The organism is Candidatus Symbiopectobacterium sp. NZEC127 (genome assembly GCF_025962675.1).
Lineage (GTDB): Bacteria > Pseudomonadota > Gammaproteobacteria > Enterobacterales > Enterobacteriaceae > Symbiopectobacterium.
This window is the reverse complement of record NZ_JAGFPG010000008.1, coordinates 154,078-168,802: the sequence shown is the minus strand read 5'-3', so window position 1 is coordinate 168,802 and position 14,725 is coordinate 154,078. Positions and strand designations below refer to the sequence as shown.

Sequence of the window (14,725 nt, the reverse complement as noted above, 5' to 3'; positions counted from 1 at the left end):
ACCGTGGCGCGGGAGGCGTATATTACGCTGCACCGCTGAAAAGTCAACGTTAATTTTTCAATTTCGCGTTCGGCTTTCCTGTTTTACTTCTTACCGTTACCACAACCGCGTGTCGCTGTTGCCGTGTCAGTGGAGGCGCAGTATAGGGATTTCTTTCGCCCTGACAAGCGCTAAATGCAAAAAAAATTCCAAGCGCTCATTTTTAACACAACCAGTCAGTATAAAAAAAGCGGCACAACTGTGCCGCCTGGTATTTTAGCCATATATAACAATGCATTAATTACTGCCTGGCAACAATGTGCTTTTCGTTGCCATCAATATCCAAGGTGACCGGTTTCCCCGGAATCAATTTGCCCGACAGGATTTCCTGGGCCAATGGATTTTCAATCTGCTGCTGGATAGCGCGTTTAAGGGGTCGGGCACCGTAAACCGGGTCAAAACCACTCAGCCCCAATTGCTCCAATGCAGCCTCGGTCATCGTGACCTGATAACCACGCTCTTCCAGTCGTTTGTACAACCGCTGCAACTGAATACGTGCGATGGACATGATGTGCGCCTGGCCCAATGGGTGGAAGACCACGACCTCATCGATACGGTTGATAAATTCCGGCCGGAAACGATGGCTCACCACATCAAGAACCATGTCACGCATGCCAACATAATCCATTTCACCGAAATGTTCCTGAATGAGATCGGAACCAAGGTTGGATGTCATCACGATAACCGTATTACGGAAATCCACCGTTCTGCCTTGCCCGTCCGTCAAACGCCCATCGTCGAGTACCTGCAACAGGATGTTGAATACATCAGGATGGGCTTTTTCAACTTCATCGAGCAGGATCACGGAATAAGGGCGCCGCCGAACCGCTTCGGTGAGGTATCCCCCTTCTTCATACCCCACGTATCCCGGAGGTGCACCGACCAAACGAGACACTGAGTGCTTTTCCATAAATTCAGACATATCGATGCGCACCATGGCGTCATCGCTATCGAACAAGAAGGCCGCCAGCGTTTTACACAGCTCGGTTTTCCCCACCCCGGTCGGCCCCAGGAACAGGAACGATCCGATGGGTCGGTTAGGATCGGAGAGCCCTGCGCGACTGCGACGAATCGAGTTCGCCACGGCAGTGACAGCCTCATCTTGCCCGATAACGCGCTGATGAAGCTGTTGCTCCATACGCAGCAGCTTGTCTCGTTCACTTTCCAGCATGCGCGCGACGGGGATTCCCGTCCATCTTGCTAGCACTTCGGCAATTTCGGCGTCGGTCACTTTGTTGCGTAACAGGTGCATGGTTTTACCTTCCGCCTGCGTCGCCGCCGCTAGCTGTTTTTCAAGCTCGGGCAAGCGCCCATACTGCAACTCGGACATACGCGCGAGATCGCCCTGACGGCGCGCCTGCTCCAGCTCGATTTTCGCTTGTTCCAATGCGGCCTTGATATTTTGCGTACCGCTGAGAGACGCTTTCTCTGCTTTCCACTCTTCTTCAAGTTTGGAGTAGTCGCGCTCTTTCTGTTCAAGCTCTTCGTTCAGCAGAGACAACCGCTTTTGACTGGCCTCATCGGACTCTTTTTTCAGCGCCTGCTGTTCCAGTTTTAACTGAATGATACGCCGGTCCAGACGATCCAGAGATTCCGGTTTCGAATCCATCTGCATACGAATGCTTGATGCCGCTTCATCAATCAGGTCAATGGCTTTATCCGGCAGTTGCCTGTCAGCAATGTAGCGGTGCGACAGCATGGCCGCCGCCACAATCGCCGGGTCAGTGATCTGCACGTGGTGGTGCAATTCATAACGTTCTTTAAGCCCACGCAGAATCGCAATCGTGTCTTCAACATTGGGTTCCGCCACAAACACCTTTTGGAATCGGCGTTCCAGCGCAGCGTCTTTCTCAATGTATTGCCGGTATTCGTCCAGCGTGGTCGCGCCAACGCAATGCAACTCGCCGCGCGCCAATGCGGGCTTCAGCATGTTACCCGCATCCATTGCGCCGTCCGCTTTGCCCGCGCCAACCATGGTATGCAACTCATCGATAAACAGGATGACGCTGCCTTCCTGTTTTGCCAGATCGTTCAGCACACCTTTCAGGCGCTCTTCGAATTCACCACGGTATTTAGCACCCGCAATCAGTGCCCCCATATCTAACGACAGCACGCGCTTGTGTTTAAGCCCTTCAGGCACTTCGCCGTTGACGATACGCTGCGCTAATCCTTCTACGATTGCCGTTTTCCCGACGCCAGGTTCACCGATCAGCACCGGGTTATTTTTGGTACGGCGTTGCAGTACCTGAATGGTTCTGCGAATCTCTTCATCACGACCAATAACCGGGTCCAATTTGCCCTGTTCAGCGCGTTCGGTTAAATCGATGGTGAATTTTTTAAGCGCTTGTCGCTGATCTTCCGCGTTTTGGTCGTTCACCTGTTCACCACCACGTACCTGATCAATGGCTTTCGAGACGGCTTCTTTGGTTGCCCCTGCACGCGCCAGAAGATCGCTCAACGTGCCGCGAGTATCGAGCGCCGCCAGCAGAAACAGTTCAGAAGAGATAAATGCATCGCCGCGCTTCTGTGCAATCTTGTCGCACAGATTGAGAGTACGGACGAGTTCATTGGAGGGTTGCACATCGCCATCAACGCCCTGCACCTGAGGTAAACGCGTGATGGCCTGTTCAATGTCAGTTTTCAGACGAACAGCGTTTACACCTGCCGTGGTTAACAGCGGGCTGACCGTACCGCCCTCCTGCTGCAACAGCGCACTCATGACGTGTAACGGGTCGATAAATTGATGATCCTTGCCGAGCGCCAGAGATTGCGCATCCGCAAGGGCAAGCTGGAATTTATTGGTAAGACGATCCAGACGCATAACTCCTCCCATACATACTGGTCAAAATTGCTACTGGAGATTAAATGAGGTCATCCCTCAAAATTTCAAGATTATTTTGCCAGTAATAATGAGAAGACTGCAGTTACTTGCCATGGATCGTCTTAATTCAGTAGGTTATATCAGCCAGATTAAACTTGCCATACGACCCGTGGTTCCATCGCGGCGATACGAGAAAAATTTGTCGGCCTGAGTCACAGTACAGGCATCGCCACCAAAAATTTTCGTCACGCCCTGAGCCTGCAAGCGTAAACGAGCCAGTTGGTAGATATCGGCAATAAACTTGTTATCCTTAGCGATAAAAGCGTCTGCCGCAGCAGGGTGCTGTTCAATGAACGCATCACGCACCTCTGGGCCAACCTCAAACGCCTGCGGCCCGATCGCCGGCCCAAGCCATGCCATCACGGACGATGTGGGGGCGCGAAAGTGATGCAATGTCGCCTCCAGCACACCAGAACACAAGCCACGCCAGCCCGCGTGCGCAGCGGCCACTTCATCACCGCTATCCGAGCAAAATAGCACGGGCAAACAGTCTGCCGTCATCACCGCACACACCAGACCGGGTTGGTTGGTATAGGCGGCATCAGCGGTTAACACGCCTGACGTCGAAGACGACAATGAAACCACCTGTGTTCCATGCACCTGATTTAGCCACTGCGGCATGGCCGGCAAATCAGCCAGCGTGACCAGCCGCTGGCGATTAGCTAACACCGCCTCTGGCCGATCGCCTACGTGCGCACCAAGATTCAACGAATCATAGGGCGTTTGGCTCACGCCTCCCCTTCTCGTGGTACTACAGGCGCGCACAGATTGCGGCGCAGGCCAGTCAGGCAGTATCAGTTCGCTCGTCATCAGCCTCTCATCACCAGTCATATTGATCTTTGAACGCTTCGGCGTCCGCTTTTAATACCTCAATCAAATCAACCATATCTTGTGGGATGGGTGCATGCCACTCCATTTCTATCCCACTGATGGGATGATACAGGCGCAGCATGGTCGCGTGTAACGCCTGGCGATCGAACGTGCGCAGTGCTGTCACCAGTTCCTCTGATGCCCCTTTGGGCAGGCGAGGACGGCCGCCATAAAGTTGATCGCCCACCAGCGGGTGATTGATGTGCGCCATGTGAACACGAATCTGGTGCGTGCGACCCGTTTCAAGACGCAGGCGTAGGCGCGTATGGTTGCGAAAATGCTCCATAATGCGGTAATGGGTGACGGCCGGTTTTCCCATGGGATGCACCGACATATGGGTGCGTTTGGTGGGATGGCGGCTCATTGGTTCATTGACCGTGCCTCCCGCCGTCATACGGCCAATCGCAACGGCCTCATACTCACGCGTGATTTCACGCGCCTGAAGCGATTCTACCAGCCGCGTTTGCGCAGGCACGGTTTTCGCCACCACCATCAATCCCGTGGTGTCTTTATCCAGGCGGTGCACGATGCCCGCACGCGGTACGTCACCAATCGCCGGGAAATAGTGCAGCAGCGCATTCAGCACCGTGCCATCCGGGTTGCCCGCCCCCGGGTGAACCACCAGATCGCGCGGTTTATTGATCACCAGAATGTCTTGATCTTCATAAACGATATCCAGTGCGATATCTTGTGCTTCCCAGCGAACCTCTTCATCGATCAAGGCATCAATCGTAATGGCTTCACCGCCTAACACTTTCTCTTTTGGCTTATTTATCACATTGCCGTTAATCTGTACCCGATCGTCCAGGATCCATTCTTTTATGCGAGAACGTGAATAATCAGGGAACAATTCGGCCAAAGCCTGATCTAACCGTTGACCGAGTTGAGACTCAGCCACCGTTGCGGTGAGTTGTACTTGTTGTGCCATAGTTGCAGCTTCTTCGTTAACGTTGGGTTTTCGCGGCGATGCCGTTTAAAATAATGTACTATTGTAGCTAGTCTTACCCGGGAGCGTAACGGCCAGTCTCCCGGCATAACACTCTGAGGATAATCAAAACGTTATGATGCGTATGAAATATCTGGTGGCTGCAGCCACGTTGAGCCTGGCGCTGGCGGGTTGCTCCGGCAGCTCCAAGGATACGGTTCCAGACAGTCCGCCTTCTGAAATTTATGCTACCGCTCAACAAAAATTGCAGGACGGTAACTTTAAAGCAGCAATCACGCAGTTGGAAGCATTGGATAACCGATATCCTTTCGGGCCTTATTCTCAGCAAGTGCAGCTTGACCTGATTTATGCTTACTACAAATCCGCAGAACTGGCGATGGCGCAAGCCTCCATTGACCGTTTCCTGCGCCTTAACCCGACTCACCCGAGCGTGGACTATGTGCTGTACATGCGTGGTTTAACCAACATGGCTCAGGATGATAGCGCACTTCAGGGATTCTTCGGCGTTGACCGCTCTGACCGCGATCCGCAATATGCACGCGCGGCTTTTCGTGACTTCCGCCAGTTGCTGCAAGCGTATCCTCGCAGCCAGTTTGCCACGGATGCGGGCAAACGTCTGGTATTCCTGAAAGAGCGTTTAGCCAAATACGAACTTTCAGTGGCGGAATACTACACCAAACGCGGTGCCTACGTCGCCGTTGTTAATCGTGTAGAACAAATGATGCGTGATTTCCCGGACACGCAAGCGACGAAAAGAGCGCTTCCGTTGATGGAAAATGCTTATCGAGAACTCCGACTGCTGGGTCAGGCGGATAAAGTCGCGAAAATTGCCGAGGCCAATCCCGCTTAACGGGAAAGCAATACGGCCCCCACCCACACGCGCAAACATAAAAAAACGGCAACCTTGATTTGCCGTTTTTTTATTCCAACGCGGGAACAGTACCCGAGCATAACCCCGCCACTGCCCTTGTCTGGACGCTATCGATCCCATTGATAATGCCACCAGTTGCATCAGGTCTCAAGCCTTGTGTCACGCTTCCTCTATGTGCTTCACAAATTGCAACGCGGTGATCCGACCAGCCAAATAAAAGTGATGTAGATCACGATTTTTATCCCATTTACGGCTATGCTGAAGCTATCTAAGTGAGACGGCAAAAGCAGAGAGGTATGTTATATGACGATCAACATTACCAGTAAGCAAATGGAAATCACCCCCGCAATACGTCAGCATGTTGAAGACCGTCTAACCAAGCTGGATAAATGGCAAACTCACCTGATTAACCCACATATTATTTTATCCAAAGAACCGGTGGGTTTTGTTGCCGACGCGACCATTAGCACACCCAATGGTCCCTTGGTCGCCAGCGCCAAGCATGAGGATATGTACGCTGCCATTAATGAGCTGCTCGCCAAACTGGAGCGCCAACTGAACAAGATGCAGCATAAGGGAGAAGCTCGTCGAGCAACGACGGCCGGTGTCAAAGACGCAGATATTGAGTTGTCATAACCGCAACCTTCAGATTACCGTAGCCAACAACGCGCCGTCAGGGCGCGTTTTTGTTTCTGAAGATAAGACCCTTCGCTTTTTAGTTGACAGAACGAAAAGCCAGCAGTTACTTTACAGGGGTACTTTTACCCATGAAAGCGCCAGCGCTTAACAGGAACCCAATGAGCCACACACCGTTTTTCTTCGTATTCTTTTTTACCTTCCCATGATTGGGAGGCGATTCGTCATATTGAAAGAATACGAAGACGAACCAGAAAGCCTCCTGAACAGGGGGCTTTTTTTATGCACTTATTTATACGCACCGTATGGATAAAATGAGTTTACAGGTAACACAACCATGACAGACAACCCTTTACTGGCCTTACGCGAGCGCATCACCGAGTTGGATTTAAAACTGCTTGAACTGCTTGCCGAACGGCGAGAGTTGGCATTGGAAGTGGCACGCGCGAAGTTACATACGCATCGCCCAATTCGCGACAAAGAACGAGAAAGAGATTTACTGGATAAGCTTATCGAAGCGGCAAAACCCTATCATCTTGATGGGCACTATATTACGCGCCTGTTTCAACTGATTATTGAAGACTCGGTGCTAACGCAGCAGGCGCTGTTGCAGCACCATCTTAACCCTACCGGCTCTCACTCGGCGCGCGTCGCCTTTCTGGGCCCCAAAGGCTCCTACTCCCATCTGGCAGCCCGGCAATACACCGCACGCCACTTTGAGCAGTTGGTTGAGTGTGGCTGCCTGAAGTTTCAGGATATCTTTACGATGGTGGAAACCGGTCAGGCAGACTACGGCGTACTGCCCATTGAGAACACCACGTCAGGTGCAATCAATGACGTGTACGATCTACTGCAACATACCGGTCTGTCGATTGTGGGCGAACTCACCCACCCTATCGATCACTGCATGCTGGTCGCCACCGACACGGATTTGAGCCAAATCACCACCGTCTACAGTCATCCACAGCCCTTCCAACAGTGCAGCCATTTTATCCAGCGCTATCCACAGTGGAAAATCGAGTATTGTGAAAGCACCGCGGCGGCAATGGAAAAAGTAGCATCATTGAATTCACCACACGCCGCCGCGCTGGGCAGCGAGGCCGGTGGATTACTTTATCAACTGCGCGTGCTAGAACATAACCTGGCAAATCAGACCCAAAACACCACCCGCTTTATCGTGTTGGCGCGCAAGCCGATTGATGTTTCAGAGCAAGTGCCAGCCAAAACCACCTTGATTATGGCAACGGGTCAGCAATCGGGGGCATTGGTGGAAGCCCTGCTGGTACTGCGCGAACACAACATCATTATGACAAAACTGGAATCTCGCCCTATTTACGGCAACCCCTGGGAAGAGATGTTTTATATTGATGTGCAGGCTAACCTGCGCGGAGATGGATTACAAAAAGCGCTGAAAGAGTTGTCGGGCATTACACGCTCGTTGAAAGTGCTCGGCTGTTACCCCAGCGAGAACGTCGTCCCGGTTGAGATGCACTGAGTGTAGTGCTCCCGGCCCCATGGCTGGGAGCACCGCTACTGATCTCTAGATGCGGCTGTCGTTAGCCTGTTTCAGCAAGGCGCGACTTTCCACCTGAAAACGCTGGGCGTAATCGCCAAACCAGTGCTCCACTTTCTTGAAGCTGGCGATAAACGCCGCTTTGTCCTTGCTTTCCAACAGCGCAATTGCCTCGCCAAAACGGGCGTAATAGCGTTTGATCAAGGCCAGGTTATTTTCCGATGACATGATGATATCGGCATAAAGCTGCGGGTCTTGCGCGAACAGTCGCCCCACCATCACCAACTCCAACCGGTAAATCGGTGAAGATAACGCCAGCAATTGCTCAAGTTGCACATTCTCTTCCGCCAGATGCAACCCATAGGCAAAAGTGGCAAAGTGACGCAATGCCTGAATAAACATCATATTTTGATCGTGTTCAACCGCGCTGATGCGATGCAGTCGGGCACCCCATACCTGAATTTGCTCCAGCAACCATTGGTAAGCTTCAGGCTGGCGGCCATCGCAATACACCACCACTTGCTTGGCAAGGCTGCCGCTGTCCGGTCCGAACATCGGGTGTAAACCCACGACGGGGCCGGAATGTGCTGCCAACATTGCCTGCAATGGCCCATTTTTCACCGAAGCCAGATCCACCAGAATGCAATCCTCCGGCAGGCGCGGTAACTGCGCAATCACCTGTTCCGTGACGTGAATTGGCACGCTAACGATCACCATGCCGGCATCCGCCAACAGGCTCTCGGCCTGCGGCCAATCCTCTTTTTCCAGCAGCCTGACTTCGTAGCCGGACAGACGCAGCATTTTTTCAAACATACGTCCCATCTGCCCGCGCCCACCCACGATGACAACAGGCCGCAGTTGCGGACACAGGGTCTTAAAGCCTTTGTCATTTTCACTGGCGTAGGATTCTCGCATCACCCGTCGCAGAACGTCCTCAATAAGATCCGCGGGCACGTTGAGGGCCTCGGCTTCTTCACGCCGAGAACGCAGCATCGCAGCCTCGCGATCGGGAGCATAGATAGGGAGACCATAGCGGCTTTTCACTTCTCCCACTTCTGCCACTAATGCCAGCCTGCGCGCCAACAAACCAAGCAGCGCCTTATCTACCTCGTCAATCTGATCCCGCAACGCGGTCAGTTCTGCAACCATGTTCTGTTATTCTCCTAACGATGAACGGCGTACCGCCCCTAGCTCCTGATGCACCGATCTCAGCAACGCATCGGTACTTTCCCAATTGATACAGGCATCCGTCACCGACACACCATATTGCATTGCCGAACGCGGTTGCTCCGATGATTGATTGCCTTCATGAATATGACTTTCCAGCATCAGGCCAATAATGGAACGGTTACCGGCTTTAATTTGTTCGACAATCGATGACACCACCTGCGGTTGACGCCGGTAATCTTTGTTCGAGTTGCCATGGCTGCAATCTATCATGAGTGAAGGTGTTAAGCCCGCTGCCTGCATCTGTTTTTCACACTCCGCTACGTCTTGTGCGCTGTAGTTAGGCTGCTTGCCGCCACGCAAAATAACATGGCCGTCACTGTTACCCTGGGTTTGCAGCAGGCACACCTGGCCGGTTTGGTTGATACCCACAAAACGGTGTGGCATTGCCGCTGCCTTCATCGCATTAATCGCCGTACCCAGGCTCCCATCGGTGCCGTTCTTGAACCCTACAGGCATCGAAAGGCCTGAGGCCATTTCGCGGTGCGTCTGCGATTCAGTGGTACGCGCACCAATCGCTGACCAACTGAACAGATCGCCCAGATATTGCGGGCTGTTGGGATCCAAGGCTTCAGTCGCCAGAGGCAGACCCATGTTCACCAGGTTCAGCAGCAGCTCACGTGCAATGTGTAAACCCGCTTCCACGTCGAAGGAGCCATCCATGTAAGGATCGTTAATAAGGCCTTTCCAACCGACGGTAGTACGTGGTTTTTCAAAGTAAACACGCATGACGATATACAACCGATCGCTCAATTCATCTGATAGGGTGTGCAAGCGGCGGGCATACTCCAACGCCGCATCCGTGTCGTGAATGGAGCAGGGTCCGCACACCACCAATAAACGGTTATCACGACCGTGGATAATATCGGAAATGGTACGGCGCGCAGTGGCAATGGCCTGCTCCTCTTGCACATTGAGCGGGAATTTTGCTTTAAGCTCATCGGGCGTGATCAGTACTTGTTCATCGGCGATATTGATGTTGTTGAGCGAATCTTTTTGCATGTTCATTTTCCTGGACAGTTCTTGAGTAGCGTAGCGCGCTTTCCGCCGCCACATTGATTCCAAGATACCACAAGATGTAAAGATTTCAATCCATGCAGTGTAAATTTAAAATTACTAATTCCCCCTACCTCTCGTATCTCTCGGTTGCCTCGCCTAGCGCCGGCTTTCCTCGCTTATCTCAATGCAAATAGTGATAGAATCAATGCAACAGGGGGAAAGCATGCTGAGAGCCATCCTAATTGACGACGAGCAACTGGCTCGTGAAGAGTTGTTGCTACTGCTGGATAAAGAAGATGACATTGAGGTGATAGCGCAGTGCAGCAACGCGCTGGAAGCGATACCGGTGATTAACCGGCTGCAACCGGATGTGATCTTTCTTGATATCCAGATGCCGAAAATCAGTGGGTTGGAACTGGTTGCCATGCTCGATCCTGACAGCATGCCTTATGTTGTTTTTGTCACCGCCTATGACGAATACGCGGTACGCGCTTTTGAGGAACATGCCTTTGATTATTTGCTCAAGCCGCTAGACAATCAGCGCCTGGCAAAAACCCTCAATCGCCTTCGTCGCGGCACATCCGTAAATAAAAATGTACAACTTATTGCGGAGCCTCAGCTGAGGCATATCCCGTGCCACGGCCACAACCGTATTTTTCTTCTTAAGATTGAAGAAGTGGAATACCTCTGTTCAGAGCTGAGCGGCGTCCATGTAGTAGGGCTCAATCAGTCGGGTTATACCCAGCTATCGCTAAAAACGCTGGAAGAGAAAACGCCTTTTGTACGCTGTCATCGCCAGTACATGGTGAACACGGAACTGCTTCAGGAGATACAGTTGATGGATAACGGTGGTGCGGAAGTCATTACCCATACCGGTAAACATATTCCTGTGAGCCGACGCTATTTAAAAAGCTTGAAAGAGAAGCTGGGTATTGCTTGATACCAACAGAAGCCGCCCTCTGATAAGGATAATGGGATGAGATTGGGATACGTGTTATGCCTGACATTGTTGCTTGCCAGTTGTCAAACCTCTCAGACACCGTCACCGGAAAAGTCCCATTCCGTCTGGTATAACATGGGACTCAATGATGCCATGGCCGGAAACGTGGTGAAAGACAACGATGCTCTGGTGGAATGGTCTGGCGATACGGCCGTTGAGCGAATTCCCTATTTACGCGGTTATCAGAATGGACAGGCAATATTATGTCATACGGATCAAATGAAAGAATGGGGGAAAACAGGTAAAGACTTTCCCGCCAGTTGTGATGGCGTAGAGAATGCTGAGCAATTAAAAGCAAATTGGTTTAGTGGGGGAAGTCACTAGCTGAGATACGTTAAATTATCCGCGATTGTTACCGACCCTTTAATGCAGGAATCTTACCTATTCCACTATAAATTTCCGGAAGTGCCGAATTAGGATTAATTTTATCAATTATCATATTGATGCATTCAGTTGAACTGGAATAATCAGCATCATTTAAATGTTCGATAATGGATTTATACACTTCATATATATCTTTGAACACCGCACCATGTTCCAGATCTAATTTAATATAGCAAACCTCTTTATTATTACCTACATGCTTATTTTTACCGCTGGCGGCACTAAATACATACATCTTTTGGCTTGGCGTAATGACACCTAACACTTTATGCTCACCATGTTCAATAATACCAAGAAAATCCTTCACCTTTGTCATAAAGGCAAATGAATACATTCCTTGCGTAAATATAGTTTTCAGCTCAGCACCAATAGTTTCTTCTTTATAGATCATTGGGTGTGTCGGAGGGTAAATTAACTTCACATTCTCAGCTACTGTCACTATCTCAGCGTCAGCATCCATTTTAGCCTTAATGCATGTTGCTCGTTCGATTAGACTTGGAAATTTATCTGAAAGCTCTAGCTTATTGTTGAGCACATCTACAGTCAACGTTCGCGCTATCTGAGATAGCGTTTTGTTTATATAGACTTTTTTATCTTCTCTTGTACCAATATGCGCCACCCCTGGACGAGTCTCACGCATCACAGTACAGTAACCATTTTTACTGGTCACCTCTTCTGTAAACTCAACTTTTTTCCCATTTCCCAAAGGGATATTAATTTTTTGCATATTTTCATCAATTGCCCCTAACAGCATTTCTGTCATTTTCACATAATCTAATAACGCTGATTCTCTTCTATTCCCCTCAACATACAGGATTAAATAATGGCTTAAGCCGAGCGTTATGATCCTCAATATTTTCCTGGCATCCTCACTCAGTGCGACTTTATTTTCTGGTGAGTCTAACCCCCCCTTTAATACACTGCATTCTCCAGAAGAGATCGAACTCTCGTACTCATTCAAAAATGCACAATATGTCGATAATGAAGATATTTGGTTAGCCATTTATATGCTCCTATAGATGATGAAAAAGCAAAAGTAGCACATAAGTAAAAATACTAACCATGAGGCATTAACCTCAATACTTTCCATCACATACACGAATATAATTACATTGAAAGGACGTACAATAATTAAAAAAATAAAAAAAGGGCTTAGCCATTGGCTAAACCCTTGATAACTAGAAGCTTTTGGATGTCGCGTTAGCGAACTCTTAGTTAAGACGCTCTTTGATACGAGCAGACTTACCAGTGCGCTCACGCAGGTAGTACAGTTTGGCCTGGCGTACTGCACCACGACGTTTCACAGTGATGCTGTCAACAACCGGAGAGTGAGTCTGGAATACACGCTCTACGCCTTCGCCGTTAGAAATTTTGCGAACAGTGAATGCAGAGTGCAGACCGCGGTTACGAATAGCGATAACCACGCCCTCGAATGCCTGCAGACGTTTTTTGCTACCTTCAACGACCCATACCTTCACTTCAACGGAATCACCCGGACGAAATGCAGGTACGTCCTGTTTCATCTGCTCTTGTTCAAGCTGCTTAATAATGTTGCTCATAATATGTCTCTTACCCTAGGTAAACTGATACATGGGTACGCGCACCGAAGTGCCACGCCCTAATCCTCTCGTTGCCCGGACTGATGTTCCCGTTGGAACTCAGTCAGCAACGCCGTTTGCTCGTCAGTCAGAGCTAGGCTTTTCAGAAGTTCAGGTCTTCTAAGCCAGGTTCGGCCAAGCGACTGCTTTAATCGCCAGCGACGTATTTCAGCATGGTTTCCCGACAGTAACACTGGGGGAACCTCCACGCCTTCCAGCACTTCAGGACGAGTGAAGTGTGGACAATCCAACAGCCCATCCGCAAAGGAGTCCTCTTCCGCAGAAGATTCATGCCCTAACACGCCAGGAATAAAACGGGATACCGAGTCGATAAGCACCATTGCGGGTAACTCACCACCACTGAGAACGTAATCCCCGATTGACCATTCTTCATCAATTTCGGTTCTGATTACGCGCTCGTCAATCCCTTCATACCGGCCACACACCAGAATCAACTTCTGATGCGTTGCGAGCTGTCGTACGCCCTGTTGATCCAGCTTACGGCCCTGCGGTGACAAATAAATCACCCTGACACCGTCGCCTGCCGCGGCCTTTGCTTCATGAATGGCATCCCGCAAGGGTTGCACCATCATCAGCATACCGGGGCCGCCACCATAAGGGCGATCGTCCACGGTACGATGCCGATCGTAAGTGAAATCACGAGGATTCCAACACGTTACGTTCAGCAGGCCATTTTTTACTGCCCGACCAGTGACTCCATAATCAACCACTGCGCGAAACATCTCGGGAAACAGGCTAATCACCCCAATCCACATTTTTTCGTTCCACTCAGTTCGTTCGTTTGATTCAGAGCTCAAAAACTCGGGTCCCAATCTACTTCAATCATTTTCGTAGAAAGATCTACGTGCTTGATAACCTGTCCGGTTAGAAACGGAATCAACCGTTCCTTCGCGCCGAAGGCATCTTTCAGGTTAGCTTTGACCACCAGCACATCGTTAGAACCGGTTTCCATCATATCAATGACTTTTCCCAGCTGATATCCCGCGGATGTGATGACTTCGCAGCCAAAAAGATCCTTCCAGTAATAATCACCTTCCTCCAAATCAGGAAGCTGGGCAGAATCTACAACGATCTCAGCGTTCGTTAATAAATTTGCCGCATCGCGATCATCAACACCTTTTACTTTGATGATCAGATCCTGATTGTGGTGTTTCCAGCTTTCGATCTCGACAATCTGCCAGGATCCCTGAGACTGGATATACCAAGGCTGATAATCAAAAATGCTTTCGGTTTCTTCGGTGGAGGAAAACACTCTGAGCCAACCCCGAATACCATACGTTGACCCCATTTTTCCCATCACGATGGGATTAACAGGGGATGACGGGTTAAGTTGCTTGCTCATTGTCACCACCGCAGCAGATTACGCAGCTTTTTTAGCATCTTTGATCAGCGCAGAAACGCGATCAGAGATAGTTGCACCTTGGCCAACCCAATGTGCAATACGGTCCAGATCCAGACGCAGAGCTTCGGCTTGACCGGCTGCGATCGGGTTGAAGAAACCGACGCGCTCGATGAAACGACCGTCGCGTGCATTGCGGCTGTCAGTCACGACGACTTGATAGAACGGGCGTTTTTTCGCGCCGCCACGTGCCAAACGAATTGTTACCATAACATCCTCTTTAGTTAATAAAACAGCTGGGCCCCATCGAGGAACGGGGCCCAAGTGTCATATAAAAAGCCCGAAAATTTTACTCATTTTGGCGCAAAAAGCAATCTAAAGCGTCAACTTGCGCTGCCAAG

The 14,725-nt window shown here is 50.4% G+C and carries 16 protein-coding genes and 1 other annotated feature; of the genes, 6 read left to right on the top strand and 10 right to left on the bottom strand.

Annotated elements, in window-relative coordinates:
* Positions 1-280: 280 nt before the first annotated feature.
* The 3 genes from clpB to rluD all read right to left on the bottom strand — a co-directional run bounded on the left by clpB (position 281) and on the right by rluD (position 4,718).
* On the bottom strand, positions 281-2,860 hold the full coding sequence (gene clpB, locus J5069_RS22160; protein WP_264645864.1) for an ATP-dependent chaperone ClpB: 2,580 nt from the start codon (positions 2,858-2,860) through the stop codon (positions 281-283).
* Between the two features lie 135 nt (positions 2,861-2,995).
* Complete coding sequence (gene yfiH / locus J5069_RS22155) at positions 2,996-3,730, bottom strand: purine nucleoside phosphorylase YfiH (protein ID WP_264645863.1); 735 nt, start codon at positions 3,728-3,730, stop codon at positions 2,996-2,998.
* A 10-nt stretch (positions 3,731-3,740) separates the two neighbouring features.
* Positions 3,741-4,718 carry a 23S rRNA pseudouridine(1911/1915/1917) synthase RluD gene (rluD, locus tag J5069_RS22150; RefSeq protein WP_264645862.1) on the bottom strand — a complete coding sequence of 326 codons (978 nt, stop codon included), beginning with the start codon at positions 4,716-4,718 and terminating at the stop codon, positions 3,741-3,743.
* A gap of 133 nt (positions 4,719-4,851) precedes the next feature.
* Between rluD and bamD the strand changes: the two genes are divergently transcribed.
* The 4 genes from bamD to pheA all read left to right on the top strand — a co-directional run bounded on the left by bamD (position 4,852) and on the right by pheA (position 7,738).
* Positions 4,852-5,586, top strand: coding sequence for an outer membrane protein assembly factor BamD (bamD, locus tag J5069_RS22145; RefSeq protein ID WP_264645861.1), 735 nt, complete (start codon positions 4,852-4,854; stop codon positions 5,584-5,586).
* Positions 5,587-5,910: 324 nt separating this feature from the next.
* Positions 5,911-6,243 (top strand): ribosome-associated translation inhibitor RaiA, encoded by a 333-nt coding sequence (raiA, locus tag J5069_RS22140; protein ID WP_264626123.1) that lies wholly within the window; start codon positions 5,911-5,913, stop codon positions 6,241-6,243.
* A gap of 160 nt (positions 6,244-6,403) precedes the next feature.
* Positions 6,404-6,527, top strand: a sequence feature (Phe leader region).
* Complete coding sequence (gene pheL / locus J5069_RS22135; RefSeq protein WP_196907589.1) at positions 6,405-6,452, top strand: pheA operon leader peptide PheL; 48 nt, start codon at positions 6,405-6,407, stop codon at positions 6,450-6,452. It overlaps the preceding feature by 48 nt.
* 53 nt (positions 6,528-6,580) lie before the next feature.
* Positions 6,581-7,738, top strand: a complete 1,158-nt coding sequence (pheA, locus tag J5069_RS22130; protein WP_264645860.1) for a bifunctional chorismate mutase/prephenate dehydratase — start codon at positions 6,581-6,583, stop codon at positions 7,736-7,738.
* 45 nt (positions 7,739-7,783) lie between these two features.
* On the opposite strand, the gene tyrA is transcribed toward pheA, so the two are convergent.
* On the bottom strand, positions 7,784-8,905 hold the full coding sequence (gene tyrA, locus J5069_RS22125) for a bifunctional chorismate mutase/prephenate dehydrogenase (RefSeq protein WP_264645859.1): 1,122 nt from the start codon (positions 8,903-8,905) through the stop codon (positions 7,784-7,786).
* 6 nt (positions 8,906-8,911) lie between these two features.
* Complete coding sequence (locus J5069_RS22120; protein ID WP_264645858.1) at positions 8,912-9,985, bottom strand: 3-deoxy-7-phosphoheptulonate synthase; 1,074 nt, start codon at positions 9,983-9,985, stop codon at positions 8,912-8,914.
* Positions 9,986-10,205: 220 nt separating this feature from the next.
* Here J5069_RS22120 and btsR point away from each other — a divergent pair, with 220 nt between their 5' ends.
* Positions 10,206-10,922: a two-component system response regulator BtsR gene (gene btsR, locus J5069_RS22115; RefSeq protein ID WP_264645857.1), complete on the top strand. Its 717-nt coding sequence runs from the start codon at positions 10,206-10,208 to the stop codon at positions 10,920-10,922.
* Positions 10,923-10,958: 36 nt separating this feature from the next.
* Positions 10,959-11,306, top strand: coding sequence for a DUF2799 domain-containing protein (locus tag J5069_RS22110; protein ID WP_264645856.1), 348 nt, complete (start codon positions 10,959-10,961; stop codon positions 11,304-11,306).
* 28 nt (positions 11,307-11,334) lie between these two features.
* On the opposite strand, the gene J5069_RS22105 is transcribed toward J5069_RS22110, so the two are convergent.
* The 5 genes from J5069_RS22105 to rpsP all read right to left on the bottom strand — a co-directional run bounded on the left by J5069_RS22105 (position 11,335) and on the right by rpsP (position 14,594).
* Entirely contained in the window at positions 11,335-12,369 is a 1,035-nt protein-coding gene (locus J5069_RS22105; RefSeq protein ID WP_264645855.1) for a hypothetical protein, read from the bottom strand.
* 208 nt (positions 12,370-12,577) lie between these two features.
* Positions 12,578-12,925: a 50S ribosomal protein L19 gene (gene rplS / locus J5069_RS22100; RefSeq protein WP_222157879.1), complete on the bottom strand. Its 348-nt coding sequence runs from the start codon at positions 12,923-12,925 to the stop codon at positions 12,578-12,580.
* A gap of 59 nt (positions 12,926-12,984) precedes the next feature.
* Positions 12,985-13,740 carry a tRNA (guanosine(37)-N1)-methyltransferase TrmD gene (gene trmD / locus J5069_RS22095; protein ID WP_264645854.1) on the bottom strand — a complete coding sequence of 252 codons (756 nt, stop codon included), beginning with the start codon at positions 13,738-13,740 and terminating at the stop codon, positions 12,985-12,987.
* A 38-nt stretch (positions 13,741-13,778) separates the two neighbouring features.
* On the bottom strand, positions 13,779-14,327 hold the full coding sequence (gene rimM, locus J5069_RS22090) for a ribosome maturation factor RimM (protein ID WP_264645853.1): 549 nt from the start codon (positions 14,325-14,327) through the stop codon (positions 13,779-13,781).
* Between the two features lie 18 nt (positions 14,328-14,345).
* Positions 14,346-14,594: a 30S ribosomal protein S16 gene (rpsP, locus tag J5069_RS22085; RefSeq protein WP_264626132.1), complete on the bottom strand. Its 249-nt coding sequence runs from the start codon at positions 14,592-14,594 to the stop codon at positions 14,346-14,348.
* Between the last annotated feature and the right edge of the window lie 131 nt (positions 14,595-14,725).